The 26,560-nt window shown below is 64.3% G+C and carries 23 protein-coding genes; 9 read left to right on the top strand and 14 right to left on the bottom strand.

The window, feature by feature from the left end:
• Positions 1–6: 6 nt before the first annotated feature.
• The gene (locus tag FQ746_RS10690; protein ID WP_409932394.1) at positions 7–498 is read right to left on the bottom strand and encodes a winged helix-turn-helix domain-containing protein; all 492 of its coding nucleotides are present in this window, start codon (positions 496–498) and stop codon (positions 7–9) included.
• 44 nt (positions 499–542) lie between these two features.
• Positions 543–1,028: a molybdopterin-dependent oxidoreductase gene (locus FQ746_RS10685; RefSeq protein WP_144109225.1), complete on the bottom strand. Its 486-nt coding sequence runs from the start codon at positions 1,026–1,028 to the stop codon at positions 543–545.
• 157 nt (positions 1,029–1,185) lie between these two features.
• Here FQ746_RS10685 and FQ746_RS10680 point away from each other — a divergent pair, with 157 nt between their 5' ends.
• Together FQ746_RS10680 and FQ746_RS10675 are read left to right on the top strand one after the other, a co-directional pair.
• Positions 1,186–2,076: an extracellular solute-binding protein gene (locus tag FQ746_RS10680; RefSeq protein WP_144109223.1), complete on the top strand. Its 891-nt coding sequence runs from the start codon at positions 1,186–1,188 to the stop codon at positions 2,074–2,076.
• Between the two features lie 3 nt (positions 2,077–2,079).
• Complete coding sequence (locus FQ746_RS10675) at positions 2,080–3,918, top strand: ATP-binding cassette domain-containing protein (RefSeq protein WP_144109221.1); 1,839 nt, start codon at positions 2,080–2,082, stop codon at positions 3,916–3,918.
• Between the two features lie 16 nt (positions 3,919–3,934).
• On the opposite strand, the gene FQ746_RS10670 is transcribed toward FQ746_RS10675, so the two are convergent.
• Positions 3,935–5,362: a nicotinate phosphoribosyltransferase gene (locus FQ746_RS10670; protein WP_144109639.1), complete on the bottom strand. Its 1,428-nt coding sequence runs from the start codon at positions 5,360–5,362 to the stop codon at positions 3,935–3,937.
• 177 nt (positions 5,363–5,539) lie between these two features.
• Entirely contained in the window at positions 5,540–6,733 is a 1,194-nt protein-coding gene (locus FQ746_RS10665; RefSeq protein WP_144109219.1) for a CpaE family protein, read from the bottom strand.
• Between the two features lie 1,350 nt (positions 6,734–8,083).
• On the opposite strand from FQ746_RS10665, the gene FQ746_RS10660 reads away from it, so the two are divergent.
• The gene (locus FQ746_RS10660; RefSeq protein WP_144109218.1) at positions 8,084–9,526 is read left to right on the top strand and encodes a sigma-54-dependent transcriptional regulator; all 1,443 of its coding nucleotides are present in this window, start codon (positions 8,084–8,086) and stop codon (positions 9,524–9,526) included.
• Positions 9,527–9,560: 34 nt separating this feature from the next.
• On the opposite strand, the gene FQ746_RS10655 is transcribed toward FQ746_RS10660, so the two are convergent.
• Both FQ746_RS10655 and FQ746_RS10650 read right to left on the bottom strand, forming a co-directional pair.
• Positions 9,561–10,223 carry a UbiX family flavin prenyltransferase gene (locus FQ746_RS10655; protein WP_144109216.1) on the bottom strand — a complete coding sequence of 221 codons (663 nt, stop codon included), beginning with the start codon at positions 10,221–10,223 and terminating at the stop codon, positions 9,561–9,563.
• A complete protein-coding gene (locus FQ746_RS10650) occupies positions 10,216–11,766 on the bottom strand; it encodes a UbiD family decarboxylase (protein ID WP_144109214.1) in 1,551 nt (516 codons plus the stop codon). Before FQ746_RS10650 ends, FQ746_RS10655 begins: the two co-directional genes overlap by 8 nt.
• Here FQ746_RS10650 and FQ746_RS35155 point away from each other — a divergent pair.
• From FQ746_RS35155 to FQ746_RS10635, 4 genes are all read left to right on the top strand, one after another.
• Entirely contained in the window at positions 11,765–11,890 is a 126-nt protein-coding gene (locus FQ746_RS35155; RefSeq protein ID WP_260853972.1) for a hypothetical protein, read from the top strand. The genes FQ746_RS10650 and FQ746_RS35155 overlap by 2 nt on opposite strands.
• A 51-nt stretch (positions 11,891–11,941) precedes the next feature.
• Positions 11,942–12,844, top strand: a complete 903-nt coding sequence (locus FQ746_RS10645; RefSeq protein ID WP_144109212.1) for a LysR family transcriptional regulator — start codon at positions 11,942–11,944, stop codon at positions 12,842–12,844.
• Positions 12,845–13,090: 246 nt separating this feature from the next.
• Positions 13,091–15,871 carry a mechanosensitive ion channel family protein gene (locus FQ746_RS10640; RefSeq protein ID WP_144109210.1) on the top strand — a complete coding sequence of 927 codons (2,781 nt, stop codon included), beginning with the start codon at positions 13,091–13,093 and terminating at the stop codon, positions 15,869–15,871.
• A gap of 101 nt (positions 15,872–15,972) precedes the next feature.
• A complete protein-coding gene (locus FQ746_RS10635) occupies positions 15,973–16,488 on the top strand; it encodes a PH domain-containing protein (protein WP_144109207.1) in 516 nt (171 codons plus the stop codon).
• 43 nt (positions 16,489–16,531) lie between these two features.
• On the opposite strand, the gene FQ746_RS10630 is transcribed toward FQ746_RS10635, so the two are convergent.
• Positions 16,532–16,816 (bottom strand): transposase, encoded by a 285-nt coding sequence (locus tag FQ746_RS10630; protein WP_144109205.1) that lies wholly within the window; start codon positions 16,814–16,816, stop codon positions 16,532–16,534.
• 91 nt (positions 16,817–16,907) lie between these two features.
• Between FQ746_RS10630 and FQ746_RS10625 the strand changes: the two genes are divergently transcribed.
• Positions 16,908–17,495, top strand: coding sequence for a nucleoside 2-deoxyribosyltransferase (locus FQ746_RS10625; RefSeq protein WP_144109203.1), 588 nt, complete (start codon positions 16,908–16,910; stop codon positions 17,493–17,495).
• Here FQ746_RS10625 and FQ746_RS10620 read toward each other — a convergent pair.
• The 3 genes from FQ746_RS10620 to FQ746_RS10610 all read right to left on the bottom strand — a co-directional run bounded on the left by FQ746_RS10620 (position 17,458) and on the right by FQ746_RS10610 (position 22,389).
• Complete coding sequence (locus FQ746_RS10620) at positions 17,458–19,722, bottom strand: ATP-dependent DNA helicase (protein WP_144109201.1); 2,265 nt, start codon at positions 19,720–19,722, stop codon at positions 17,458–17,460. The two genes, FQ746_RS10625 and FQ746_RS10620, sit on opposite strands and share 38 nt — an antisense overlap.
• Positions 19,719–21,512 carry a VRR-NUC domain-containing protein gene (locus tag FQ746_RS10615; RefSeq protein ID WP_144109199.1) on the bottom strand — a complete coding sequence of 598 codons (1,794 nt, stop codon included), beginning with the start codon at positions 21,510–21,512 and terminating at the stop codon, positions 19,719–19,721. Before FQ746_RS10615 ends, FQ746_RS10620 begins: the two co-directional genes overlap by 4 nt.
• Positions 21,513–21,684: 172 nt before the next feature.
• A complete protein-coding gene (locus tag FQ746_RS10610; RefSeq protein ID WP_144109197.1) occupies positions 21,685–22,389 on the bottom strand; it encodes a glutathione S-transferase family protein in 705 nt (234 codons plus the stop codon).
• A 178-nt stretch (positions 22,390–22,567) separates the two neighbouring features.
• Here FQ746_RS10610 and FQ746_RS10605 point away from each other — a divergent pair, with 178 nt between their 5' ends.
• Entirely contained in the window at positions 22,568–23,167 is a 600-nt protein-coding gene (locus FQ746_RS10605; protein WP_186310690.1) for a TetR/AcrR family transcriptional regulator, read from the top strand.
• 135 nt (positions 23,168–23,302) lie between these two features.
• Here the strand turns inward: FQ746_RS10605 and FQ746_RS34755 are convergent, their stop codons facing one another.
• From FQ746_RS34755 to FQ746_RS10585, 4 genes are read right to left on the bottom strand one after another with little or no spacing between them, the layout of a single operon-like run.
• A complete protein-coding gene (locus FQ746_RS34755; RefSeq protein ID WP_186310689.1) occupies positions 23,303–23,728 on the bottom strand; it encodes a hypothetical protein in 426 nt (141 codons plus the stop codon).
• 41 nt (positions 23,729–23,769) lie between these two features.
• Positions 23,770–24,351, bottom strand: coding sequence for a lactate utilization protein C (locus tag FQ746_RS10595; RefSeq protein ID WP_144109192.1), 582 nt, complete (start codon positions 24,349–24,351; stop codon positions 23,770–23,772).
• Positions 24,338–25,729: a lactate utilization protein B gene (locus FQ746_RS10590; protein WP_144109191.1), complete on the bottom strand. Its 1,392-nt coding sequence runs from the start codon at positions 25,727–25,729 to the stop codon at positions 24,338–24,340. Before FQ746_RS10590 ends, FQ746_RS10595 begins: the two co-directional genes overlap by 14 nt.
• Positions 25,726–26,469 carry a (Fe-S)-binding protein gene (locus FQ746_RS10585; RefSeq protein ID WP_144109189.1) on the bottom strand — a complete coding sequence of 248 codons (744 nt, stop codon included), beginning with the start codon at positions 26,467–26,469 and terminating at the stop codon, positions 25,726–25,728. Before FQ746_RS10585 ends, FQ746_RS10590 begins: the two co-directional genes overlap by 4 nt.
• Between the last annotated feature and the right edge of the window lie 91 nt (positions 26,470–26,560).

The following is a 26,560-nucleotide window of genomic DNA, read 5'->3' as shown; positions in this document are numbered from 1 at the left end:
CGCGTGCTAACGGATCAGCCGGGTCAACTCGGCGATCTGTTTCGCGCAACTGCGTTGCGCTTCGTTCTCGACGTCGCGATACAGGCGAACGATGGTTTCACCCACCGGCGTCAGGGTGCAACCGCCGCCGCTCTGACCGCCCTGCTCCGACGAGGTAGCGGGCGCCTTCAGCGAACGGTTCAACTCGTCGATTAGCAGCCACGCGCGCCGGTACGACATATCGAGGCTACGCGCGGCAGCGGAAATGGAGCCGTAATCGCGCACGGCCTCAAGTAGTTCGACCTTGCCGGGCCCGAGCGCGACCGCATCGCCGCTGCGAATGCGCATTCTGAAGCGCACTTCCGGGCGTGTTTTCGCGGACTTGCTCGCAGGTTTGACAGACGGTTTTACAGCCGGCTTCGAAGCCGGCTTCGAAGCGGCTTTCGAAGCGGTTTTCTGCGCGGATCGGGTCACGCTGACGGATCGGGTTTTAGCGGTATCGGCCATGCGCGAGAGCATACACGAAGTGCCTGTCGCGCCCGCGGCAGCATCCGCGGCAGCATTCAAGCCAGCGGCGCGAGCACCTGCGCTTCGATCCGCGCGAGCCGTTTCACGTGCCGCGGCGCCGGCAGGATATCCGCACCGGAGAACAGAATGGGCGCGCCTTCCGCGGGGCTCAATGGCCGGCCGTCGCATTCATAAGCGACCAGCACACTCTCGCCGACCGGTGTGTTGAAAAGCTCGTGCCATGAAAACGTCACGACGTAGCCGTCCTGCCCAATCGCGAGAAACACGGTGCGCTTGAATTCGCCCTGCACCGCGTTCGGCAAACCGGCCTCGGTGATCAGCGTGGTCAGGCGCACGCCGCGATACGGCGCGACGCTACGGATAAACCGGTTGCTCGTGTAGCAGCGCAGATCGAACGGCGTCGCCAGCACGCTCTCGTACTCGCGCAGGCGGTCGAGCCCGACACGGAGCGGTTGCTGGAAGCGTCCGCTAAAAACCAGCGCTCCGTCGACAGCAGGGGAAGCGGTCGTCAAGGTATTCATAAACGGTCGGGATAGGTTGGGTTCGGGAGTTCGCTATATCCGAACATATATGACGAAGTATAAGAAACATATTGGCCCAACTGGCCCGCTGCGCACATACCATCCGGTGCGATGACGTCGTAATATAGCGCTCTCAATAACGAAATGGGGTTATCGCATGATCCGCAAGCTGCTCGCTTCCTTCGTGACTTCTGTCGTGGCCGTCGGCGCCATCGCGACGGCCACGCCTGCGCTCGCCCAGGACGACACGGTGAACGTGCTGTACGCCGGCTCGCTCGTCAATCTGATGGAGCGCAGCATCGGCCCCGCGTTCGAAAAGGCGACCGGCCAGCATTTCCGCGGCTATGCGGCGGGTTCCAACAAGATCGCCAACGAGATCAAAGGCAAGCTGCGGCGCGGCGATGTTTTCATCAGCGCGAGTCCGAAAGTGAACGACAGCCTGCAGGGCCAGGCCAATGGCGACCACGTCTCGTGGTACGTGAATTTCGCCGAATCGCCGCTGATGATCGGCTATAACCCGAAGAGCCGTTTTGCGGCGGCGTTCAAGAGCAAGCGCTGGGACGAGGTACTGCAGGAGCCGGGCATCCGCATCGGCCGCACCGATCCGAAGCTCGATCCGAAGGGCGCATTCACCGTCGAGATGGTGACCAAAGCCGCGGCGCTCTACCATCAGCCCGACCTCGTCGACAAGATTCTCGGCGCACCGGACAACCCCGCTCAGGTCCTGCCGGAAGAAACCCTCGTGGGTCGCCTGCAATCCGGCCAGCTCGACGCCGGCTTCTTCTATTCGACCGAAACCTCCGACCTGAAAATTCCGGCGCTGCAACCCGCACCCGAATTGCACGCCAAAGCGAGCTACACGCTGACCATTCTGAACGACGCGCCGAACCATTCGGGCGCCACCAGCTTCGTCGACTTCCTGCTTAGCGCGCAAGGCCGCGCGCTGCTGCAACAGCATGGCGTCGACGTGATCAAGCCCGTTATCAGCGGCAACGTGCAGGCTATTCCGCCTTCGGTCCAGGCCGTGATCGACGCCGCGCTGCAGTAACGCGTGCAACGCTCGTACGCGCGACCGCTGCTGTGGCTGGCGGGCCTGCTTGCCGTCTACCTTGTCGCGCCGTTCGTCGCCAGCATCCCGCAACTGGGCGCCGCCGACTGGACCAACGTCGACTGGCGCACGACGTGGTCGGCGGTCGGTGTGTCGGCCGCGAGCGCCAGTGTCGCCGCGTTCGTCGTGCTGCTGGGCGGCGTGCCGCTCGGCTATTTTCTGGCACGGTCGAACTCGCGCAAAATGGCGCTGCTCGGCTTCGTCGTGCAGCTTCCTCTCGCCTTGCCGCCGCTCACGAGCGGCGTGCTGTTGCTGTTTCTGCTCGGGCCGTATAGCTGGGTCGGCCGCCTGACCGGCGGCGTATTGACCGACTCGTTCGCCGGTATCGTGCTGGCAGAAACCTTCGTCGCGGCGCCGTTCCTCATCATCGCCGCGAAGTCCGCGTTCGCCGCCGTCGATCCGGTCCTCGACGACGTCGCGGCGACGCTCGGCCATCACGCCGGCAGCCGCTTCCTGCGCGTCATGCTGCCGGTCGCGTGGCCGGCGATTCGCGCCGGTCTCGCGCTCGCCTGGCTCCGTGCGTTCGGCGAGTTCGGCGCCACGGTGATGGTCGCGTATCACCCGTACTCACTGCCGGTCTACACCTACGTGGTATTCGGCGGCCAGGGTCTGCCGGCGATGATGCCACTGCTGCTGCCCACCCTCGCCATCGCGATCGTGTGCGCGGCGCTGTCCATCTACAGCCTCCGGCAAAAAAGCCCGCCCGCGCAGACCGGGAATAGCGACGACGCGCTGCTTCCCGACACGGGCCCGGTGACTCGTCGCAACGAGAACCCCGAACGCAAGCTCGCCTTTCATTTGCGGCGCCGTCTCGGCGCTTTCGAACTCGACCTCGCGTGGTCGCCCGCGACGCGCCGTCTGGCGATCATCGGTCCGTCGGGTTCGGGTAAGTCGCTGGCCCTGCGTCTGATCGCGGGGCTCGAGTCCAACGCATCGAGCGAGGTGCGACTCGGCACGACGGATCTCGGCACGCTGTCGCCCGAGCGCCGGCAGATCGGCTACATGCCGCAGGACTATGGGCTGTTTCCACACATGAACGTGGCGCGGCAATTGAGCTTTCCCGTCGATGCCGACGCCGCCAGCGCACGTTACTGGCTCGACCATCTCGGCCTCACCCCGTTGCTCGATCGTTTGCCGCAGCAGTTGTCGTTCGGTCAACGGCAACGCGTCGCGCTCGCGCGGGCGCTGACCCGGCATAGCGAACTGCTGCTGTTCGACGAGCCGTTCGCCGCGCTCGATACACCGCGCCGGCGACGCCTGCAGCAGGCGCTGCGCGCACTGCAACGCGAGATCACGGCGGTCACGGTCATCGTCACGCACGACCCCGATGAAGCCGCTCTGCTCGCCGACGAAGTGCTGGTGGTGGAACAGGGACGCGTTTTGCAGGCGGGTTCGATAGACGCCGTCTTCGAACGGCCCGCTTCGATGCGAGTGGCCGCGTTGCTCGGTCTGCACAACGTCGGCGAGGGGCGGATGGTCGCCGCGGGTCAGCTTGAAATCGCAGCGGGTTTCACGATAGCCGCCGACATGGCAAGCACCGCTGACACGAAGCACTCACGCGTCATGTGGCGAGTCTCGTCGCATGCCATCACGCTTGCCTCGACGGGTGCTTTTGAAGGTACCGTCGTTTCCGTGGAATTACGGCGCGGCGAGCGCTATATCCGTGTGAATATCGCCGGGGTTCTGTTCGACATCGCGAGCGAGGACGCCGGTCTGCGCGAAGGCGAGCCCTGCCGCCTCGATATCGATGCCAGCGGCGTATCGGTCTGGACCGCCGCCTGATCTTCCACGCCCAACCTCAGTCGTCCGTCGAATCGCGCTCGCCTGCGTGCGCGCGCTGCCTGACTTCCGCGAACGACACCTCGTTCAGCAGTTTGCCGGTATCGAACACCGTGACGAGTGCATCGTCCCACTCGCCCTCGACGGTCTGCGCGTCCCACACCACGGGCAGCGTCACCGTGCGATATTCGCCGGTACGACGGTTCACCAGCAACGTGAGCCGCCCTTTCATCGAGCGCTTGCCCGCGTCCGTCACCGGGTCCTTGCGCACGTCGTGCCATTCGCCACCCAGCCGGATCGCCGAGCACTTCATCGCGAAGCGCTGCGTATCGCGGTTGATCTGCTGCAACAACGCGCCGCCCATGCCGAACACGATGTTGTCGGCGGCAAAACCGGCCTCGTCCATCGCGGCGAGAATCGCTTCGATGGATTCCGCGTTCACCCCATCGCCCTGAATCACGCGCACGTTCTGCAGCACGCGCCGCCCTTTACCGTTGAGCGTCGCGCCGAACGACGCTTCCAATGCCGTCAGAGTCTGCAGCACGATGGTCAGCGGATCGCCGGAGTCGGGACGGATCACCAGCATGCCGCCGGAGTCGAGCACGGTCTGCTTCAATTCGCCGCCCCACACTTTCAGCGCCGCGAACAGGTCGTAGGAATCGGACACCACCGAGACGATCGCGCCCGGCTTGCCGAAGCGCGCGATCATGTTGCGAAACGCGTCGGTCTCGCGCTCGCGGCCCCATGACGTAATCGTGCTGTGTTCCGCGGCCGGCACCGAGAATGCCGCCATCGGTTCGTGATAGAAGCGGTTTGCGGCGACCACGCCGAGCACCGTGTCCGAGCCCATGAAACTCACCAGATGCGCCGCGCCGCCGATCGCCGCGGACTCCGCGCTCGACACGCCACGCGCGCCGAAGTCATGCAGCTTGAACGGCAATTGCGTGAGATCGTCGCTGCTCTTGCGCAGGTACGCATGCAGGGTCTTGCGCAGATGCCAGCTTTGCGTCGCCACCGTGACCGGATACCAGACGCGCAGCAGCATCGTTTCCAGATACGACGCCAGCCAGAACACCTGCGGATCGTCGCACTCCACGGTCATCAACACGTTGTGCGTGGGGACCACCGAGCCTTCCGGCACCGCGCGGATTCGTACCGGCAGATAGCCCTGATAGCGTTCGACGACGTAGCGCCAGCCGGCTTCGTTGAACGGCTCGCCATGGGCTTCGAAGAAGGCCTTGGCCTGCGCGATCATGGCCTCGTTGATGGGCCGGCACAGATACGTCTTGAGCAGCATCTGCAGGCCGAAGAATAGCGTGCGCCCGTAGCGGCCGCCGCGCGACTCGACGTACGAGAACATGCCCGACGCCTCGGGCGGATATTGCAGATAGTGCGAAGCCTTGTACGAATCCGTGTTGAGGATCGGGTTAGACAGAATCGACGTCATGTCGTCGAGGCCGTGAAGGCCATCATCGGCTTGCGGAAGAAGGTTCGATACGGAAGACGCTGCGCTCACGTGATTCTCTCGGGAAGGTCGAACGGGTCGGACGGTTCCCGGCAGTGTAGCGCGTCGCGTTTGAAGCCGAAGCGCAGACGGGCAGCGTCCCACGGCGCTCGCCCGGTCTTACAGACCGCACTCGTTGCGCTGCACGATCGAGGTTTCGCGACGTCCCGCGCCGGGCTGCCAGAGAATGTCGGCCAGCAGGCGAATACCTTGAGCAAGCGCGCTGTCGGCCGCGCACTTCACGAGCGGCACGGCGAGACCGAGCGCGGCGTCCGCGTGCTTGTCGTCGCGCGGCAGGCAATGCGCGACTTTGGCGCCGAGCGTCCGTTCGAGTGTGGGCAGATCGATTCGCGCCTGGCGATCGTAGCGGTTGACGACCATCCGCACCGTCCCGGCGGCATGACCCTGCGCGCCGAGGCTATCGAGCAGACGCCGCGCACCTTGCAGATACAGCGGGTTCTGCTGCATGACCATCGACACCGAGTCGCTGACGGCGACGGCGCGCAATGCCGATGCATCGAGATCGGTGCCGCTGCCGGGGTCGACGATCACCGCGTCGTAACGCTTGCGCGCCAGCGCCAGCACGCGCTCCACCTGCGCCGGCTGCAAGCGGGCGGCGCCGTCGAGCGGGTCGCGCGGTCCTGTCAGCACATGAAAATTCGCCTGGATGCGCATCACACACGCCTCGAGCAGCCTGGCGTCGAGTTGCTCGACCGGCACGTCGAGATCGGCGAGCGTTTGGGGCGACGGCTTGGTCGCGAGAAACAGACCGGCGTCCGCCGATTGCCGGCTCAGGTCGATCAGCAACACGCGCCGGTTGCGCGACGCGGCCAGCGCTTGCGCGAAATTCACGGCGATCAGCGTGGTGCCGCTGCCGCCTTTAGGCGATACGAACGAAACGATGCGCCCGCTCGGACGCGCGCTCATGCGTTCGCTCATTCGCTGTCGGGCATCGAGCCGCAGAAGAAGCGAGACGAGCTCGTCGGTCTCGTTCGGCCACGCCAGCACCTGCTGCACACCGACGCGGCGTGCCGCGCCGCGCAGCGCGTCCGAAGGCGCGGGGGCGATCAGCACACAACGCAAGGCTGGTACGCAAGCCAGCATTTCTTCGACGCCGTCGAGTTCGCGCGCGACCAGTTCGGCGTCGTCGACAATCAGCACGCTGCTACGCGTAATGGCCTGCTTGTGCACGCAGATCTGCCCGGCCGAGCCGTAGGCGCGCCGCAGCCGGTAAGCCACGCCGCTCGCCTCGATACGCGAAACGATGTGCGATGCCCGTTCAGGGCTGGATGAAAGCAGAAAGATGTCGATCATGTCGGATCAAGCCGCGCCGGATGCCAGAGATCGCAGGCGCGCGAGTTGGCGAATCGCATCTGTCATGACACCCCCGAGAGTGATACCTGCTAAAGAGAAGACCGTTTCCAGGTGAGCCGTGTCCGCAACCTCGCGAACACGGCGCCCGGTCCAGCTCGTGCATTGCGCCTCTCTAAGGAGACTCTGACCATTGGCTCCTCGCTGCTTCTAGCGCCGGCTGGTCTGCGACCGTGCGCTGCCCCGTCCCTGCTTGACTGCTTGCCTGCTTTTTCTGATCGGGTGGCCCCGCCGCTTACTCTTGTCTTGTTCTGTTGGCCCCGTCGTTCCCGTTGGGTTTCAGTTTGTTTTTCGTTGGCCCCGCCGTACTGCCTTCCCGTCAGGCTTGTTGTCCTGCCTTGTCGTATCGCTTTTATGTTGGCCCCGCCGCCCTCGCAGAACGCTTCGGCTTTCCCCGGCCGCCGCCCTGTCTGAGGTTCCTGCCTGTTACTGCGCTGCCCGACTGCTGCTGCCCACCTCATAACGCAACGCCTGTGCCATGCGCCCGCAAACCCTGATGCAACGGGCATTGATGCTGCATTGCAGTGTGACGGAGGGCGAAACCGGTCCGGCTTGTTTCGTCTGCGACACGCGCCCGGCGCGTTCCGCACGACGGTTGGCAGAAATGACCTGGTGCCCGACACGCCGACGCACCACGTAACCAACGGCCCAGCGGGGCTTTCCGCCAACCGCGAGTCATTTCTGCCGATTTCGCGACGCGCGAAGTCGCCACAACCCGCCCCGTCCGATCTGTCGCAAGCGTGAAACATCGCCGCGCGACTAAAAGCTGGGCGTTGGCGGTCCTGTGTGACGCGCACGCCACAGTCTCCCGGATCGATTTCAGGCGTTGTGTGGGATGCCCCGCATAACCCGTCTTGACCCGCAGCGTATTTAAGGGCAATGCGGAATGACTATTAAAAAAACCTTTTTGAATCAACGAGGGTTTATATGGCGCTTTAAAGCGCTTTCGCTTATCGTTAGGCGACGCGCCACGGCAGAGCGCGATTAATCGGTCGACAAGAGATCGACAAGACCAGCAACGCAGCAAAGAAATGGCATTTTGATTCGGGGATGAAAACGTCTGGCTGCAAATAGCAAGCGCATAGCAAGCGCATCGGTTTATCCGCAGCCTGTCCTGGATGTCGCACTTCGCGGCGCGGCTGTTGCGCCGCCTGGCTTCAAATCCCCCATCGCCGCTTCTGAGAAAGGCATCGCCTGCCCGGGCTTCAGCACGCCGGACCGGCGGTTTCTATCTGTAATAGACAGAAGTAGAAAACGCAGTCCTGAGAGTGCCGCTTTAATCCGGGGGGTTCCATGAACACGACGTATTCGCCTGCCGACACCGAACGTACCGTTCTCTATGTGTCGGATCATCCCGATGCCAAGCTCGTCGGCTTTCTCGCCGACTCCGGCTGGTCCGCAGTACATGCCAGAAGCACCGTCATCGCCGAGCGGATGATCGAGCGCGACGATATCAAGGTCGGCCTCGTCCAGTTGCCGGCGCAATGCAGCCCGCTGGACCTGTCGGCACTCGCGTCCTGCATGCGCCGCGTCGAAACCAACTGGGTCGCGCAGATCGCCCCCGGCCAGGCGGACGACGAGCTGGTCAGCCGCTTCATCCTCGATTACTGCTTCGACTTCGTGACCCAGCCGTGGCTCAACGAGCGGCTGGTGTTCGCGCTGGGCCATGCGCATGGGCTCTCGAGCCTGCGCCAGACCCGCGCGGCGCCCGAAGCCTCGCTCGGCCGTCACGGCATGGTCGGCCAATGCGAAGCGATGCAGCAGCTATACCGCTACATCGACAAATGCAGCGTGACCGAGGCGCCGGTGTTCGTCGCCGGCGAGTCGGGCACGGGCAAGGAGCTGACCGCGCGGGCGATCCACGAACGCTCGACGCGCGCCGGCCAGACCTTCGTCGCAATCAATTGCGCGGCCATTCCGCCGAGCCTGCTGCAAGCCGAATTGTTCGGCCACGAGCGCGGCGCGTTTACCGGCGCGCTGCAACGCAAGATCGGCCGGATCGAAAGCGCGCATGGCGGCACGCTGTTTCTCGACGAAATCGGCGACATGCCGCACGAGTGCCAGGCGGTGTTGCTGCGCTTCCTGCAGGAAGGCACCATCGAGCGGCTGGGCGGCAACGCGACGATCAAGGTCGACGCGCGGGTCATCTCCGCGACCCACGTCGATCTGGATCAGGCCGTCGAAGACGGACGCTTTCGTGCCGACCTGTATCACCGCCTGTGCGTGCTGCGCATCGTCGAGCCGCCGTTGCGCGAACGCGGCGGCGATATCAAGCTGCTCGCCCGATACGCGCTGAGCCTCTACAAACAGGACGGCGCGCGCAAACTGCGCGGGCTGTCGAGCGACGCGATCGTTGCGTTGTCCAACTATCCGTGGCCGGGCAACGTCCGCGAGCTGATCAACTGCGTGCGGCGCGCGGTGGTGATGAGCGAAGGCCGCTTCATCACGGCGAGCGATCTCGGCTTGCCCGAAACCGACCATGGCCCGGCCGTCACGCTCGCGGAAATCCGCGCGAAGGCCGAGAAAGATGCCGTCGAACAGGCGCTGCAGCGCCACGGCTACAAACTGTCCGAGGCGGCGGCGCAATTGGGTATCTCCCGCGCGACGCTGTATCGGCTGATGAACGCCAACCGGCTGCATGCGGAACCGGGCGCCGGGCGCGGCGCGCAAGCCAATGGAAGCAGCGACGCGGAGGCCGACGACGAGGCGGAGCGGCGTTCGCCCTCGCTAGCCTGACGCATCTGCGCGAGCGGTCCCGCGCGCTTTGCCCTTATTGCGCCAACGCTTCTTCGTCGTATGCCTCTGAAGGCGGCGCCGACGTCGACGCGGCGCCGACCCGCGCCAGATGCTCGGCCTCGCGCCATCCTTCGATCCGCTCCGTATCCAGCCCGAACAGATCCAGCGCGCGGCTCACCGAATGATCGACCAGATCTTCGATACCGGCCGGCTTTGCGTAGAACGCCGGCACCGGCGGAAAGACGACGGCACCGGCCTCGGTCACCGTGGTCATGTTGCGCAGGTGGATCAGGTTCAGCGGCGTTTCGCGCGCCATCAGCACGAGCCGCAGACGCTCCTTGAGCACCACGTCCGCCGCGCGCGTGAGCAGCGTGCTGGTGACGCCCGAAGCAATCTCGCCGACCGTGCGCATCGAGCACGGCACCACCAGCATGCCGAGCGTGCGGAACGAGCCGGAAGCGATGCAGGCGCCGACATCGCCGACCGGATGCACGACATCGGCGAGCGCGTGCAGGTCCTGACGGCTGAGCGGCGATTCGTATTCGCGCGTCAGTTCGGCCGCGCGGGTCATCACCAGATGGGTTTCCACATCGAGTTCGCGCAGCATCCGCAACGCGCGCTCCGCATAGATGATCCCCGTCGCACCCGTCACGCCGACGATCAGCCGGCGGCGGCCCTGCCCTGTGCGCTTACTCATGATCGATCTCCGCAGCGTCGAACAGATGCGGCGCAAACGGCCGCGGGTCCACGTCCTTGAACTGGGCGCGCGCGAATTCGTCGCGCAACGCATAGGGCGCGGTGCAGTCGAACACCGTCTTGCAGGTCACGCCGCGCGCCGGCAACGCCGGATTGAAGTCCGGCGTTTGCGACGGATCGAGCACATGGCCGTTGACCTTCGGCAGCAGCATCGTGGAAATGTCGCCCTGGAAGCGGGTGGTCATCGCCCACAGCACGTCGTCGCTGTCGAACGGATCGACGTCGGCGTCCACCACCATCACGTGTTTCAGTTCCGAATACACGCCGAGCGCGATGATCGCCGCCTGACGCGCGCGGCCATCGTCGAAGGCGTTGCGCTTGTTGACCTGGATCACCGCGAGCAGTTTGCCGCCGCCGGCGGTATGCGCGTAGACCTGACTGACGAAGCCGGGCATCGCCGCATCGAGCGCGTTGTAAATGCTGGCTTCGGTGGGAATGCCGGCGAGGCTGGTGTGTTCTTCGCCCGGGCCGACGAGCGTTTGCAGAATAGCGCCCCGGCGCATCGTCACGGCCTTGACCTTGATGACCGGCAACGACGGATTGGCCGGGCCGTTGTAGCCGGGAAACTCCGGCATCGCGTGACCGGTGTGGGTGTTCTGGTCTTCCACCACGCGCACGTCCGGCAGAATTTCTCCTTCGATCACGATCTCCGCCCGCGCAATCGATTTCTGCGCGACGCTCACGCAGTTCACCAGTTCGACCGGCTTGCCGCGCAGCCCGCCGGCAATCGACAGCTCGTCGAATCCGAACGGCGTAGTGGGCGCTTCGAAGCACGCGCCGATGTGAATCGCCGGGTCCAGACCCATGTTGATCGACACCGGCAAGGCTTCGCCGCGCGCTTCCGCTTTCTGACGGAACTGGTCGATATGGCGGCCGGGTGCGAAGAAGATCGACAGCTCGTCACGGCCTTGCACGCACAGGCGGTGGATCGTCACGTCCGAATGGCCCTCGTCCGGATCGGTGCCGAGCACGAGGCCGAGGCAAAAGAACGGCCCTGCGTCGGTCTCGGTGTTGGTGGGGGCCGGCAACAGCGTACGCAGATCGAAACCGGGCTCGCTCGCGAGATGAACCACCTCCTGGCACGGCGGCTCGGGCATATCGACAACGACCGGCGCGATCGCGTTCTTCACCGCTTCGCCCATGCGTTGCGTGAGCCGGTGCGGCGGCGTGTCGAGCAGCAAACCGACGCGCTCGCGGCTCGCCATCAGGCCGACCAGCACGCGGCTGTCGGGAAAGCCCTTGATGGTGTTGAACATCATCGCCGGACCGAGGCGAGTCGGCCGCGCCACCGTGCCGCCCGCGCCTATGCGCTTGTAGACGCCCGCGAGTTCCGCCTTTGGATCGACCTCGCGGTCCGTTTCGTGGAATTGCCCGGGGTGCGCAGCCAGTCGGGCCAGCGCGGAGCGCAGGTCATCGACTTCGGTGTGCTTGCCCTGGGCGGCGTCGGTGGGAAGAAGCTGGTCGTGCGGGACGCTTTGATTCATGGGAAACCTCGCAGATGCGTTGAACGACGTAGATCGCGGCGCGGTGGAGCAGCGCATCGATCCGGTCACGCCATTTGACGCGACGCAGCATTTCACATCAAGCAAGGCAAAACAGCGTTTTTGATAAGATATTCTTATCTCACTAACGGACGCCTCGGTTAAAGGCCTCCTTCTCATGGACTTCCGGCACTTTCGTACCTTCGTCATTGCCGCCGAGGAATTGCATCTCGGCCGGACCGCCGAACGGCTCGACATCGCGCAACCGGCCGTCACCCAGCAGATCAAGGCGCTGGAAGCCTCGCTAGGCTTCAAGGTGTTCCACCGCGTGCGGCGCGGCATCGAACTCACCGAAGCCGGCGCGGTATTTCTCGAGCATGCGAAGATCGCGCTCGATAACGCATCGACCGCAGTGCTAGCCGGCCGGCGCGCGAGCCGCGGCGAACTCGGCAAGCTTTGCATTGCCTACGCTCACTCGGCGATGCTGGAGCCCGAGTTGCCAGCCTTGCTCAAGCGGTTTTCAGCGGCGCGGCCGGATGTCGAACTCGAACTGAGCGGTATCGGCGTACAGGAGCAACTGGCGGCGCTGACCGAAGAGCGGATCGACGTGGCCTTTCTGCGCACACCGGCTGGCGTGCTGCCACCCTCCATCGCGATCACGCCGTTTTCGCGCACGCCGCTCGACGTAGTGTTGCCGCGCGACCATCCCGCTTGCGCCGCGCCGCGACTTAGCCTGCGCGAACTGGCGTACGACCGGCTGGTGGTCGTGGACGATCCGCCCGGCATCGGTATCGGGCACCGGGCGCTGGCGCTGTGCCTCGAGGCGGGCTTCGAGCCGCGCCACGTGCTGCGCGCGGCAGATTCGGTGAGCGTCGTGGCGCTGGTCGCGGCCGGCTTCGGTTTTGGCCTGGTGCCGCGCAGCCTCGCCCGTTATGCCGCGGACGGCGCGGTGTTCAAACCGCTGGCGATCGCCAACTGCTTCACCGAAATCGTGATCGCCACGCGCGCCTTCGACCGCGCGGCGGCCACCCGCGAGTTGCTGCGCATTGCGAGCGAGCCCATGACAGGAGATAGCGGTTAATCGACGCGCGATCCTGCGCGATCGCAATTATTTCCGGCGGACGGGCAAGCTTTCTGCTACCTGTCACGCTAAAGAACGCGACGGAGATACGCTCTCCACGCGGTTCCGGGCCGGCCACGCCGGGAACTTGTATGACCAAAGCCTTGTCGGTTCAGGGTCAGACCGCCTGACGCACTTCTTGACTCGTGCGTCCCCTTTCACGCGTCCTGCCACCGCCGTTCCACCCGGCCTCCCGTTTTACAACTTATGCGCAAAATTCTTCACGCCTGGCTCGTCGTCATCTTTGCTATTGGCGCAACCTCCTCCGCTTCCGTTTCTGCCGCTACGGCGCAACCTGCGTCGGCGTCCAAAGCCGCCGCGTCCGCCGTGACGTTGACGCCCGATCAGGCGCGTCAGGCGCTCTCCGTTCTCAACGATCCCAAACGCCGCGCGCAGGTCGCCGATACGCTGCAGGCCATCGCCGCAGCCGGCGCATTGAGTGCGCCGCCCGCTGCGGCAACGGCTGGCGCGTCGGCAGCGTCCGGCGCGTCGGCACCCGCCGCCGCGAGCGCCGCTTCGCTGGTGCCGGCCGCGTTTCAGTCCAATGGCCTGGCTTCGCAACTGGCGCGTCAGGGCGCGCACTGGGCCGTGCATCTGATGCGCTCGTTGCGCGGCTCGCTGGCCGCGCTGCTCGACGTGAATTCGGTGCGTGCCTGGTGGCAATGGCAATCGACCAATCCGCAAGCTCGCAGCATGCTCGCGCACGTGGCGTTGTCGCTGCTCGCCGCGCTGTTGCCCGCGCTCGTGCTGGAGTGGCTCGCGCGCCGCTTGTTGCGGCGCGCGTATAGCGCGCTGGCAGCGCGCCGCGAAGCCGGCGATCAGGACAACGCGCCGCAAGCCGATTTGCCTGTGGACGTGCCGGTCGCCCCGAAAGACGCCGATAGCGGTGCGCCGCCGTTGCCGGTGTCGCCTGCTGTTACCGACCCGGCCGGACAGGCGCGGGAGCTGGAGGCCACGCGCCCAGGCTCTGTGACGAGCAGCGCAGCAACTGCCGGCACGGCCGGCACGACCGGCACGACCGCCACGATAAGCACGTCCGGCACCGGCAGTACCACCGCAACAGCCGGCGCCGCCACCGAAGCCCAAGGCAAACGCAACGCCGTCCAGCACTGGACGCTGCTGCAACGCCTGCCGCGCGCCCTGCTGATCACCGTGCTGCGGCTGTTGCCGCTGGCGGTGTTCATCGGCGCGGCGAGCGCGCTCATGTCGTTACTGACCGACGACGGCACGCCGCAAGACCACGCACTCGACGCCCTGGTGGACCTCTACGTGCTGTGCCGCGTGATCGTGATCGTCAGCGGCTTCTTCCTGCAGCCCCACGCGCCGCGCCTGCGTCTGTTGCACATGAGCGATGCGTGGGCGATCTACTCGCAACACTGGATGGTGCGCATCGTCACCGTGGTGGGCGCCGGCTCGGCGATCGCCGAGATCGCGCAGTCGGTCGGCCTGAACGCGGCGGCGCATCTGGCGCTGCTGAAGGTCGTGGCGCTGGTCGCGCACGTGATGGTGTCGATCCTGATTCTGCAATGCGCGAAACCGGTCGGCGAACTGATTCGCCGGCGCTTTTCGACTCACAGTTCGCTGGCGATGTTAGGCAGTGCGCTCGCCGATGCGTGGGCCTGGTTCGCCGTGTTCGTCGTGATGGCGTTGTGGTTCATCTGGGCGCTCGACGTGCAGAACGGCTATGCGGCGCTGCTGCATCTCGGTGGCCTGTCGCTGGCGATCCTGGTGGGTGCGCGGGTCGTGTCGATCGTGCTGTTCGGCGCGCTCGCCCGCCTGTTCCATGTCGACGACGAAGGCTCGACATCGCTCGTGCACCGGCACGCGTACCGGTATTACCCGCTGCTGCGCCGCGTGATCGGCTGGATTATCGGCATCTTCACCGTGCTCGGGCTGTTGCAGGTGTGGGGTGTCGACGTGATCGACCTGTTCGGCGCGGGCACCGTCGGCCACCGGCTCGCCTCGGCGATCGTCACGATCGGCGTCGCTGCGGTGATCGCATTGCTGGTCTGGGAAAGCGTCAACGTCTCCGTCGAGCAGCGGCTGGACCGCTGGACCACCAGCGGCGATCTGGTCCGCGCGGCCCGTTTGCGCACCTTGCTGCCGATGCTGCGCAGCGCGTTGTTCTGCGCCATCGCGCTGGTCGTGGTGCTGACCGGCCTGAGCGAACTCGGCGTGAATATCGGGCCGCTGCTGGCGGGCGCCAGCATCTTCGGCGTGGCGCTCGGCTTCGGCTCGCAAAAGCTGGTGCAGGATTTCATCACCGGTATTTTTCTGCTGATGGAAAACGCGATGCAGGTCGGCGACTGGGTCACGCTCGCGGGCGTGTCCGGCACCGTCGAGTACCTGTCGATCCGTACCGTGCGGCTGCGCGGCAGCGACGGCTCGCTGTTCACGGTGCCGTTCAGTTCGGTGTCCACGGTCAACAACACCAATCGCGGCCTGGGCAACGCGGCGGTGCGGGTCAGCATCGTGTTCGGCGAGGATGTCGAACTGGCCATTGCCACGTTGAAGGAAATCGGCGCGGCTTTGCGCGAGGACGCGCAGTTCAAGGACGGCATTCTGTCGGACTTCAGCTTCTGGGGCGTCGATGGCCTCGACGGTTCGGCGGTGACGCTGGCCGGGCAGATCCAGTGCCGCGACACCACGCGCTGGGGCGTGCAGCGCGAGTTCAACCGGCGCATCTTCGATCAGTTCCGCGCGCGCGGTATTGCAATCGCCAATCCGCAACGCAATCTGCTCACGTGGGACCCGCAAAGCGAACCGGCCCGTATGGCGCACGACGCGCCGTCCGCCGGGCCGGCGCAGCAGGATCGCGTGGTCGATGCCGCGGCCGCCGACGCAGCAGCGAAAGAAGCCGCGGAGGCTGCAGCGAAGGGACCGGACGAAGGCGACGCGCCGGTGGAAGACCAGATACCGGTCGATCCGAACCCAGCCGGCGGCCCCGGCACGCCGGCCAATCCCGGGCCGACGTCGCCGCATAAATAGTTCGCGGCGCGCGAATCGGCCGGCGGGGTGCCGAGGGCTATACTGCTTGCACCGCTGGCGCCGGGTTCGGTGCCACGGGATCATAAAGAAGGGGATAAGCGATGGATCAGATCATTTTTCGCGGTGCGCCGTCGCAGGCCTGCAACTTCCCCGCGCTGCTAAAAGGCGGCGCGGTGATGGCGACCATCGGCGGCATCCATCTGTTCGCGTCGGGTTATTTCCCGCTCCAATGGCCGGTGTTGCTGGCGCAAGCCGGCGCGGTTCTGGTGGGCGCCAGTATCCCGTTCGTGAAGACCGCTTTTACCCGCATCGTCATCGACACGACGCGTATCACCTGGACGCAGGGCATTTTCAAACGCCGCGCGTCCACGCTCGAACTTTCCCGCATTCAGACCATTACGTCGGTGTATCCGTGGTGGCAGCGGATGGTCGGCGTCGGCACGCTCATGCTGACCACCAACGATACGGCGCACCCCGTGAAGCGCCTGCCCGGCATGCGCGGCGCGGAACGACTGCGCGAACAGCTCGTCGAGGCGATTGCAGCGCGCCGCGCCGGGTCAGGTCAAACGGGCGACTTGGGTCCGGACGAATCCGCTCTGCCCAACGCCCACATCTGACGACCGTTCCGGCGGCTTGTCATGACGACGGGCCGCTCGCGCTTTAGTTGGTCGTCTCCGGCTCGCAAACCGGCAAAATCTCGTTCACCTGATCCAGCACGCCGGTCTTTTTCCACGCGATGTAACGCAAATAGCAGGTCTGCTGCGGCGGAAACGTGGCGGGCAACCGGTGCCATTTCTCGTTGCGCTGCTGCAGCCACAGGATCGCGTTGAGAATCTCCCGGTCGCTGCGGCGCGGCCGCCCGCGGCTCGCGGGGCCGTCGGCAGGATCGGGAAACAGGCTCTGCACGCGAGCCCAGTCGTCGTCGGAAAGCGGTAGGTGTAACATCGGCGGCCTCGAAAGATACGGCGATCCACTCAGTTCGCATAATGCGTTCCCGACCGGATGGTATCTAAACAGATCGTTTTTGGCCAAGCCCATGTCCCCTTCTCCCGCAAATAAAGTCGATTCCGTCGCGCAGCAGGAGCAACGCCTGCGCGTCTACCTCGCCGGGTTCGACGTGTTCCGTCCGGACGCCGTCGCGCACGGCCGCAAGCTCGCCGCGCTCTGCGCCGAAGCCGGCTTCGAAGGTCTTTATCCGCTGGACAACACCCTGCCCGAGCATCTGGATCCCGGCGAGCGCGCCGCCTGGATTTACGCGGCGAACCTCGACCTGATTCGCCGCGCGCATATCGTGATGGCCAACATCGACGACTTTCGCGGCCCCGGCGAACCCGATTCCGGCACCGCGTTTGAAATCGGCTTCGCGGTGGCGTTGGGCAAGGACGTCTGGGGCTACACGACGGACACCGGCACGCTGGTCGACCGCGTGCCCGCGACCCCATCGCCCGAGGGCCTCGTCTGCGAGCGCGGCTTTCTCGTGGAAGACTTCGGTCTGTCGAAAAATCTGATGATCGCGTGCTCGACGCGCATCGTGCACGGCGGCCCGGCCGAGTGCATCGCGCGGATGCGCGACGCCTACGCGGGGTCTACTCCACCGCCCACCATCCCGGCAGCAGCTTTCTGACTTCGGGCCGCCGGTAGCGATCGTCGATGAGGTACACGACGCCGCGATCCTGCTCGGTCCGGATCACCCGCCCCGCCGCCTGTACGACTTTCTGCAAGCCCGGGTACAGATACGTGTAGTCGTAGCCGTTGCCAAAGCGCGTTTCCATGGTGCGCCGCATCTGCTCGTTGACGTCGTTCATCTGCGGCAAACCCAGCGTGGCGATGAACGCGCCGATCAACTGTTTGCCCACCAGATCGACGCCTTCCGAAAACGCGCCGCCCAGCACCGCGAACCCCACGCCGCTGTCCATGCTGCGAAAGCGCGCGAGAAACCCGTCGCGCGCGGCTTCGTCCATGCCGGGCGATTGGGTCCATACGGGGATCGCCGGATAGCGCTCGCGCAGCAACGCGACCACCTGCTGCAGATAATCGAAACTGCTCAGGAACCCGAGGTAATTACCGGGCAGCGTCGTGTACTGCTTGGCAATCAGCTCGACGATGGGTTCGAGCGAACGCTCGCGATCGCGCCAGCGCGTCGACACGCGCCCCGCTACGCGTACCTGTAGCTGCTCGGCGCGAAACGGCCCTTCCACGTCGAGCCATTGCGTCTGCTCGGGCAACCCCAGCGTATCGCGATAGAAAGCTTGCGGATTGAGCGTGCCGGAGAACATCACCGTGGTGCGCGCGGCGGCGTAGCGCGGCGCGAGGAACGGCGCGGGAATCACGTTGCGCACGCACAGCGTGCAACTGCTTTTGTCGCGCGGCGCGTGACGGTCGGTGGTCAACGTGATGTCGAAAATCGAATGCTCGCCGAACTGTTCGGCGAGCGCGACGAAGTGCATCGCGTCGAAGAAAAACCGCAGCGCGGACTCGTCGATGGAGAGTGGCGCTTCGGCGAGTTGATCCGTCACCGCGCCGATCAGGTTTTGCGCCGCCGACAGCAGCTTGCCGGGCACGTCGGCGTAGACCCGATACGTGTCGGTCTGCGCGCGTTTCAGCGTATTCCATTCACGCTGCAAGCGTTCGAGAGGCTTGCGCAGCACCGCCGGCGCCGTCTTGCGCGCAATCCGCAGCGCCGCCTGGTCGAGCGTCGCGCTATACATGCGGCGGGCGCGTTCCAGCAGGTTGTGCGCTTCGTCCACCAAGACGCCGACGCGCCACTGGTTGATCTGCGTGAGCGCGTGCAGCATCGCGCTGCTGTCGAAGTAATAGTTGTAGTCGCCCACCACGACGTCGGCCCAGCGCGTCAATTCCTGCGCGAGGTAGTAAGGACAGAGGTCGTGCGCCAGCGCCGCAGTGCGCACCGCCGCACGGTCGAGCCGCGATGTGGCGAGCGCGTTGCTGCGCGCCTTGTCGAGGCGGTCGTAGAAGCCGCGCGCGAGCGGACAGGATTCGCCGTTGCAGGCCTTGTCGGGATGCTCGCAGGCCTTGTCGCGCGCGACCAGTTCCAGCGTTCGCAGCGGCAGATCCGGCGCGCTGCGTTGCAGGGAGTCGATGGCCTCCAGCGCGAGCGCGCGGCCCGGCGTCTTCGCGGTGAGGAAGAACACCCGGTCGATCTGATCCGAGGCGCACGCCTTCAGCATCGGAAAAATGGTCGCGAGTGTCTTGCCGATGCCGGTCGGCGCTTGCGCCATCAACGGTATGCCGTCGCGGGCCGCGCGATAGACCGACACCGCCAGTTCGCGCTGTCCGCTGCGAAATGCCCCGTGCGGAAACTGCAGCGCGCCGAGCGCGGCGTTGCGCGCCGCGCGATGCGCCTCTTCCTGCACGGCCCAGTCGAGAAACCGCTCGCACTGTTCGACGAAAAAAATCTCGAGTTCGCGCGCCGTGTGCGTATGGGTCAGCGCCGTTTCCTTCTGGCTGCCGATATCGAAGTAGACCAGCGCCACGTCCAGTCCGGTCAGCCCGCGCGCGCGGCACAGCAGATGCCCGTAAACGAGCGCCTGTGCCCAATGCAGCGTGCGATGGTTCGCCGGCATGCGTTCGAGTGCGCCGCGGTGGGTTTTGACCTCTTCCAGCCGGTTCGCCGCGGGATCGTAGCCGTCGGCGCGACCACGCACTGTCAGGCTGCGGTGCGCACCGGTCAGCGTGATCTCGGTCTCGTAGCCACTGCCGCGCCGGCCCGCGACGGTGACGTGACCGGCCATGCCCTCCAGCGATGTCGGAGCGGGCGTGAAGCGCAGGTCGAGATCGCCGCGTCTCGCCGTGAATTCGCAGAGTGCGCGCACCGCGACGACGTAGGTCATGAAGCGGCCTCGGTCGATGCGGATGCGGGTGCGCTTAGCGTTATCGCGATGGACGGCGCGATCGCGCTATCCGGCGCAACGGTTTCGGCCCAGCGCACGTCGAGCACACGAACCGGCATGCCGTGCTCGACGCAGTAGGCGAGCCAGCGAATCTGGTTGTCCTGCAGACGGTCGCCGGGGCCTTTCACTTCGATCAGTTCATAGCGGCGCTCATTGGGCCAGAAGCGGATCAGATCGGGCAATCCTGTGCGGTTGCCGCGGACGTCGCGCAGCAGACGTTCGAACCACAGTTTCAGATGCGCGGCCGGCAGACAGTCGAGCGCCAGTGTCAACAGTTCCGCCGACATCAACCCCCAGAAGACAAACGGCGACTGCAGGCCGGCTTTGCTCTGCCAGTGCCGACTGATCGTCTCGCGATACGCGCCGCTGTCGAGTTGCGCGAGACAGTCGGCGAACTGAGGCGCGCGGCGGGCGTGAAAGTCGGGTGCGTACAGGTCGGCGGGACCGCTCTGGAACGGGTGGAAAAACGCACCCGGCAATGCGGCGAAGACCGGTTCCCAGCACAAGAGGCCGAACAGCGAATTGATGAGCGCGTTCTCGACGTAATGGACCGGGACGGCTTCCTTGCTCATCAGATGGTCGCGGGCGACGTATTCGACCGATTGCGCAATGGCCGGCCGCGGCAGCACCACGGTGCTGCGCTCGAGAGGTCGGCCCAGCGGTGCTCGCGAGACCGGCTCGCCGAGTTTGCGTCGAAGGCGCGGCAGCATGCGCGCAATCCGTTGCGCTTCTTCCTCGCTTTCGGGCGCGGCGGCGGCTTGCAGCGCGAGCGCGAGCGCTTCGTCGATACGTTCGCTGAGTTCCAGCACCCGCATGCGTCGATGCCGCGCTCCCGGCCACGCGCAGTTTTCGTAGATGGCGAGCGCGGCGGGCCCCAGTTGCCTGCGCTCGCAGTAGTAGCCGATTCGAAACAGTATTTTTGCGCGGCGTGTTTGCAGCCAGGGGTTGGCGGTGTCGATTTCGTGGACGGCTTCGACGAGTGCGCCGAGGGCCTGGTCGTCGTCGGTTGAAAGTCGGTCCAGCGCCTCGCGGCAAGTGTGCAACGCAAGGTAGACATCGACGTCGGCACGCTGCTGGAACGCACGCGACGAGTGGGCGAACGCTACTTTCTCGTACTGGAAGACGCCGAGGTCGGACAGGACGAATTCCGACCAGTCCTGTCGCAGATTGCCGAAGAACATCAAGCGCAAACGATCGCAGAGCGGTGCGATGACGACTTGCAGAATCTGGTCGGCAGTTAGCGGATGCCAGTGAGCGAGGCAGTGTGCTGCCGGCAAATCGGGTTCGTCGTGATCTCTATAAAACGGGCGCAGTGTTTCGAGCAGGTCGGATTTGCGTAGACTTCTTGTGCCGGGTTTAAGGGCGATGGCGTCGGCGAAAATGATCAGCAATTCGGGACGCGTGGTCAGCGCGAACAGTTCGTCGAGACTCAATGCGGGTTGCGGGTCGATCCAGCCGAGTGCTGCCAGCGGCGCACTGGCGGCTAGCGGGCAGCCGATTTCGTCGTAGGACAGACGGCTCGTGCGGAACAGCGTGCCTCGACGCATCAGCATGCGGACTAGCAGAGCGCGCGATGGTTGCGGCAAGGCGGAGAAGTCGCGCAGGAAGGCGCGCTCGGGTGCGTCGAAAAGGTCGTCGTAACGCTCGGCGAGCCATGCCAGCGCTCGCTCGAAGTTCTGCAGGTAGTAGGGAGCGCCAGTCGGGATGGCTGGTGGAACGTCGGTGGACACGGGGGTTTTGCTGATACCTGTATGTTTATACAGTGATGATAGCAAAGTCTGGAAGTGGGCTGAAGTTGGACAAACGCGTTAATTGAACTGGAATGACGCACAGTCGGCCAGCTCACCAAGCCTCGTGCAGAGAGTCGTCACCTCTCTGCACGAGGATTCATCGCTCTCCGATTTACGCGCCGGTTGGGTTGTCCAATTCCGGAATGCCACTTTGGCGGTCGGCGTAAGCGGCCTTGAAGCTAAGCCGCGCTTGCCAACGTTTCCAGTACGCGTCGAGGAATTCGAAACGCTCGTCGAGGGGAGTGGCGTTTACCGGAAACTTCGAAAACGCGATTGCGGTGGCCAATGTGATGTCTGAGAAGGTTGGCTCCTTACCGCCGAGCAGCCATTGCCGACCGTCCGAGAGATGCTTGTCGACCAGCGCGGCATGGGCTAATGCCTCCTTGCGGCAGTGCTCACCCCATGCCTCATTCCTGGTCAGCTCAAGCTTGAATCCAAGACCCGTGTGCAAGACGTGAAAGGCCGTGACGATGCGGTACAGGATATGCACCCAGATGCGGTTGTCCCACATATTGTCCAAGCCCTGTTCTAACGGGGTGTCGCCCATGATTTTCCGACCTGGATAGGACTGATCGAGATATCGCACGACAGCGGCTGTTTCTGATATGAAGCTGCCGTCGGTCAGTTGCAGCGTCGGGGTCTCGCCCCACGGATTCATTTTCAGGTGGCGCCATGCACGCTGCTCGCCAACTGGCGTCATGTCGTAGACGGTTTCTTGAAATTGCTCGGCGATGCCCTTTTCGTGCATGAAAAGTCGCAGGCGCTGCGGGTTGGGAAAGGCAGAAGGCGAAGTGAAGAGTTGAAGTTTCGAAGACATGGTGCGGCTCCTAGAGATTCATAGAGAAAGTCTTTGCTGCCGCAGTTATCTACCTGCCACATGGTAGTCTCGCAGCGACTAAAAAAACCAACTTGCGTTGGTGTGGCCCTTCGCCCAAGCAAACCTACCTGTCACTTGGTAGGTTGCACTTTATTAGATAGAATTCGTGCTGTCAACAATGTTTCTGAACTGCGGGGGTCATGTGAAGAGTGCCGGAAGCGCGAATTCGAGAGAGCAAATCCTCGCTGTTGCGACCAGAGTCGCCGGGGCACACGGCTACGGCGGGCTTAATTTTCGTGACATTGCAACAGAGGTCGGCATTAAAGCCGCCAGTGTCTACCATCACTTCCCCTCAAAGGCCGAACTGGGTGCCGAAGTGGCGAAACGCTACTGGGAGCAATTCGGGGAGATGCTTGCCGCCAGATTGGCCGCGTCGGGCGATGCGCTCGCATGCTTGCGCGAATACCCCGATACCTTCCGGACAGCGCTTCGGAATGACAATCGCTTGTGCTTGTGCAGTTTTATGGCTGCCGAGTACGACGACTTGCCAGACACGGTGAAGAAAGAAGTTCAGACGTTCGCGGATGTCAATATCGGCTGGCTGGCACAGGTGCTCATTGCTGCCAATGTCGTGGCGCCGAAGGAGAGTGAAGATCGTGCTCGCGCCATCTATGCAGCCATTGCAGGTGCTCAGTTGATGGCGAGAAGCCGCTCTGACATCAAGCTTTTCGATTCGCTGGTCAATAGCTATCGTAAGGTCGGCCTCCTCCCGGGTTAGACCCACGTTCGCTGAGGAGTGGATCGGGTTTGACCGGGTGTTGCGCGAGCGTTTGCATTCGATAATGCAATCGTCGAAAGCCGCTTCTATAGCAACGAGTTTGGGCCTTGGCCCGAATTCAAGGCAGGTTTTTTATCACTGCCTTGCCATGCGTACTGCTGCATCTCGCCGTGGCTCGCTATCAAATCCGCCATCCGCTGCTTTACGGTCTGGCTGGCGGCATGGCTGGCTTGCTTGCATCGGCAGCGGCAGCGGCAGCGGCAGCGGCAGCGGCAGCGGCAGCGGCAATGTCATTTTTTCGCGTCGGCACACAGGATCACCTCCAAACCGACTTCCCCGGACGTTCGCTCGATAAGACCATGCACTCTCGACACGCTCGTACCGCCAGAAAACAAACTCGATGTGGGGATGCCGCAGCTTTGACGATGCGTGAAGCGCATCGGTCCCGTGGCAATGACGGTGTCCGCAGGCCTCACTGCCCAGACGAGCGAAGTCAGTCGGCAGAAAAACGTCGGACGCCCGTTTGGCAATTGCTATTCTTAGCCGGTCTTCGAGAACCATGACAAACTACGATCACAAGGTTCGTCTATCACGGCCTGAATTCACCCCACCCACACCACCGTCAACGACCTCACCCCCTGCGCCCCGCGAATCAGCACGCCTTCGATATCCGCTGTCGCCGAAGGCCCCGTCACCAGCGCCGCATACTTTGCCGCGCGAAAATCATCGCGCCGGTACACGTCCTGCAATCCGTCCAGCAACTGCGCCGGATCGAGCAACACCACGAGATGCTGGACGATATAACCCAGCGCATTGACGACGTATTCGCGCTCACTGAACCACACCGAGCCCGTTTCCGCCACCCCGAACCGCGCCCGTACTACCCCCACGTCGACATCCTGCAAAGACGCAGGCACCGTATCGGCGACCAGTTCACGCGTGCCTGCGACCTCGGGCGTCGCCGACGCGACCGACGCCGCATCGCCAAACCGCTCCCGAATCAGCCCCGCCACCTCCGCAGCCGACCCCACTTCGACGCACGTCCCGCCCATCGCCTGCAACGCCGCAGTAAACCGCGCCCGCAAATCGCCACCGGTGCTCGCAAACAACGGCACCTCCGGCCGCGGACGCCCAGGCGGCTGCGCCTGCCTCACCTTCGCCAGAAAAGCCTCACGCGTTGCCATCTCGACCCCCGCGATTCTGCTTGTACCAGGCATGGAAAGTCTGCTTCGGCGCCTCCGGCAATGCACGCTGCCGGCCCCAGATATTCAGCGGGTTATACAGCACGAAGTTCGGCAGCCTTCGCAACGCGCTGCCCATCGACGACACCGTCGCGCGATACAAGGTCGGACTCGCCAGCAACCGCCCCGCCATCTTCAGCACTTCCTGCTTCACGAACGGCACTTCGTGCTGCTCGGCAATCACCGTGCGCCACTTGTAAATCTGCTCGTGAATGTTGATCTTCACCGGACACACGTTCGTGCAACTGCCGTTCAGCGTCGACGCGAACGGCAGCGCGCTATAGCGCTTCAGATCGAACGTCGGATTGATGATCGCGCCAATCGGCCCGGAATACGTGCCGCCATACGACAGGCCGCCGCTGCGCCGATACACCGGACACGTGTTCATACACGCGCCACAGCGGATGCACTTGAGCGAGTACCAGAAGTCCTCCATCGCGAGCCGCTCCGACCGGCCGTGATCGACGAGGATGTAATGCATCTCGGTGCCGGGACGCGGCGCGCGAAAATGCGACGTGTATTGCGTGATCGGCGAGCCCAGCGCGCTACGCGATAGCATGCGCACGAACACGCCGAGGTCGGAGACTTTCGGAATCAGCTTCTCGATACCGATGGACGCGATATGCAACGGCGGCACGTTCGCAGACAGGTCGGCATTACCCTCGTTCGTACATACGACCACGGTGCCCGTCTCCGCCACCGCAAAATTGCAGCCGGTCATGCCCGCCGTTTTCTCGCGCACGAAATACGGCCGGGTATTCATACGCTGACTTTCGGCCAGGTAATGGATGTCGCTATTGGCCGGGTCCGTGCCAATGGTGCGGCCGAACAGTTCGGCGACATCCGCGCGCAGCTTGTGCACCGCCGGCACCACCATGTGACTCGGGTCCTGATGATCCAGCTGCTGGATGCGCTCGCCGAGATCGGTTTCCATCACGGTAATGCCGCGCGGCTCCAGGTATTCGCGCATCTTGCATTCGTCGGTGAGCATCGACTTGCTCTTGACCAGCGTGGTCATGCCTCGCTGCGACATGATCTCGTGCACGATTGCGTTGTGCTCCTCCGCATTCGCTGCCCAATGCACGACGACGCCGTTCGCTTGCGCCGCGGCGGCGAACTGTTCGAGGTAATCCGCGAGATTGGACAGCGTATGTTCCTTGATGCCGGAAGCAAGCTCGCGCAGCGTTTCCCATTCGGCGATACCGTGCGCCTGAACATCGCGCTTCTCGCGCAAATCCCATAGACGCCGGTCGTGAAACGCGACGTGCTCGGTCTTGTCGATGAACGCCCCCGCCGCCTTCGCGTGGTCGATGCGGCTCATTGCGTCACCCCGTTGAGAACCTGCGCGATGTGAATGAAGCGCGCATCGGCCTTCATGCGTTCCGCGCAACCTTGCTGGTGCATCAGACACGACATGTCGCCGGACACGATGTACTCGGCGCCTGCCTGCAGATGATCGCGGACCTTGTCCTGTCCCATGCGCACCGACACCGGCTCTTCGGTTACCGAGAACGTGCCGCCGAAGCCGCAGCATTCGTCGGGTCGCGCGGGCTTGACGAACTCGATGCCCTTCACGCCTTCGAGCAACGCGCGCGGTTTCGAAAACCGCACGCCCGCGATTTCCGAGTTCGAGCCTTCCTTGAGATGCCGCAGCGCGCTGCAACTGGTATGCAAACCGACGCGATGCGGGAATTCGGCCCACGGAAACTCGCGCGCGCCCACCACGTCGTGCAGGAATTCGACCAGTTCATACGCGCTGGCGCGGACTTTCTTTACTTCATCGGTCTGGTCGATCGCGCTCAGATGCTCGCGCACATGGTGGATGCAGCTAGCCGACGGCCCGACGATATAGTCGTAACCCGCGAAGTTGCGCGCGAATACGCGCTCGGCGCCGGCCGCTTCGGTCTGCGCGCCGCTGTTGGCCATCGGCTGGCCGCAACAGGTTTGCTCCTGCGGATAGTCGACCTCGATACCGAATCGCTCGAGCAGTTCGAGCGTGGCGATGCCGACTTCGGGATAGAAAGCGTCGATGAAACAGGGGATGAACAGGGCGACTTTCATAAGCTCATTGAAAGAGAGGCGACTGCGGCAGCGCGGGGAAAGACCAGTGAAGCGGCGCGAACGACGCCACATGTCAGACTGGTCATGTTGG

This window comes from Paraburkholderia sp. BCC1886, from assembly GCF_900996245.1.
Classification (GTDB): Bacteria; Pseudomonadota; Gammaproteobacteria; order Burkholderiales; family Burkholderiaceae; genus Paraburkholderia.
The sequence above is the reverse complement of the archived record's forward strand: the minus strand, read 5'-3'. Positions and strand labels throughout refer to the sequence as shown.

What these genes read in the sequence shown, in the direction of transcription:
- FQ746_RS10690 (WP_409932394.1), bottom strand. Translation starts at nt 498, where the DNA reads ATGCTCTCGCGCATGGCCGATACCGCTAAAACCCGATCCGTCAGCGTG.
- FQ746_RS10685 (WP_144109225.1), bottom strand. Translation starts at nt 1,028, where the DNA reads ATGAATACCTTGACGACCGCTTCCCCTGCTGTCGACGGAGCGCTGGTT.
- FQ746_RS10680 (WP_144109223.1), top strand. Translation starts at nt 1,186, where the DNA reads ATGATCCGCAAGCTGCTCGCTTCCTTCGTGACTTCTGTCGTGGCCGTC.
- FQ746_RS10670 (WP_144109639.1), bottom strand. Translation starts at nt 5,362, where the DNA reads ATGACGTCGATTCTGTCTAACCCGATCCTCAACACGGATTCGTACAAG.
- FQ746_RS10665 (WP_144109219.1), bottom strand. Translation starts at nt 6,733, where the DNA reads ATGATCGACATCTTTCTGCTTTCATCCAGCCCTGAACGGGCATCGCAC.
- FQ746_RS10660 (WP_144109218.1), top strand. Translation starts at nt 8,084, where the DNA reads ATGAACACGACGTATTCGCCTGCCGACACCGAACGTACCGTTCTCTAT.
- FQ746_RS10655 (WP_144109216.1), bottom strand. Translation starts at nt 10,223, where the DNA reads ATGAGTAAGCGCACAGGGCAGGGCCGCCGCCGGCTGATCGTCGGCGTG.
- FQ746_RS35155 (WP_260853972.1), top strand. Translation starts at nt 11,765, where the DNA reads ATGGGAAACCTCGCAGATGCGTTGAACGACGTAGATCGCGGCGCGGTG.
- FQ746_RS10650 (WP_144109214.1), bottom strand. Translation starts at nt 11,766, where the DNA reads ATGAATCAAAGCGTCCCGCACGACCAGCTTCTTCCCACCGACGCCGCC.
- FQ746_RS10645 (WP_144109212.1), top strand. Translation starts at nt 11,942, where the DNA reads ATGGACTTCCGGCACTTTCGTACCTTCGTCATTGCCGCCGAGGAATTG.
- FQ746_RS10640 (WP_144109210.1), top strand. Translation starts at nt 13,091, where the DNA reads ATGCGCAAAATTCTTCACGCCTGGCTCGTCGTCATCTTTGCTATTGGC.
- FQ746_RS10635 (WP_144109207.1), top strand. Translation starts at nt 15,973, where the DNA reads ATGGATCAGATCATTTTTCGCGGTGCGCCGTCGCAGGCCTGCAACTTC.
- FQ746_RS10630 (WP_144109205.1), bottom strand. Translation starts at nt 16,816, where the DNA reads ATGTTACACCTACCGCTTTCCGACGACGACTGGGCTCGCGTGCAGAGC.
- FQ746_RS10625 (WP_144109203.1), top strand. Translation starts at nt 16,908, where the DNA reads ATGTCCCCTTCTCCCGCAAATAAAGTCGATTCCGTCGCGCAGCAGGAG.
- FQ746_RS10620 (WP_144109201.1), bottom strand. Translation starts at nt 19,722, where the DNA reads ATGACCTACGTCGTCGCGGTGCGCGCACTCTGCGAATTCACGGCGAGA.
- FQ746_RS10610 (WP_144109197.1), bottom strand. Translation starts at nt 22,389, where the DNA reads ATGTCTTCGAAACTTCAACTCTTCACTTCGCCTTCTGCCTTTCCCAAC.
- FQ746_RS10605 (WP_186310690.1), top strand. Translation starts at nt 22,568, where the DNA reads ATGTTTCTGAACTGCGGGGGTCATGTGAAGAGTGCCGGAAGCGCGAAT.
- FQ746_RS34755 (WP_186310689.1), bottom strand. Translation starts at nt 23,728, where the DNA reads ATGGTTCTCGAAGACCGGCTAAGAATAGCAATTGCCAAACGGGCGTCC.
- FQ746_RS10595 (WP_144109192.1), bottom strand. Translation starts at nt 24,351, where the DNA reads ATGGCAACGCGTGAGGCTTTTCTGGCGAAGGTGAGGCAGGCGCAGCCG.
- FQ746_RS10590 (WP_144109191.1), bottom strand. Translation starts at nt 25,729, where the DNA reads ATGAGCCGCATCGACCACGCGAAGGCGGCGGGGGCGTTCATCGACAAG.
- FQ746_RS10585 (WP_144109189.1), bottom strand. Translation starts at nt 26,469, where the DNA reads ATGAAAGTCGCCCTGTTCATCCCCTGTTTCATCGACGCTTTCTATCCC.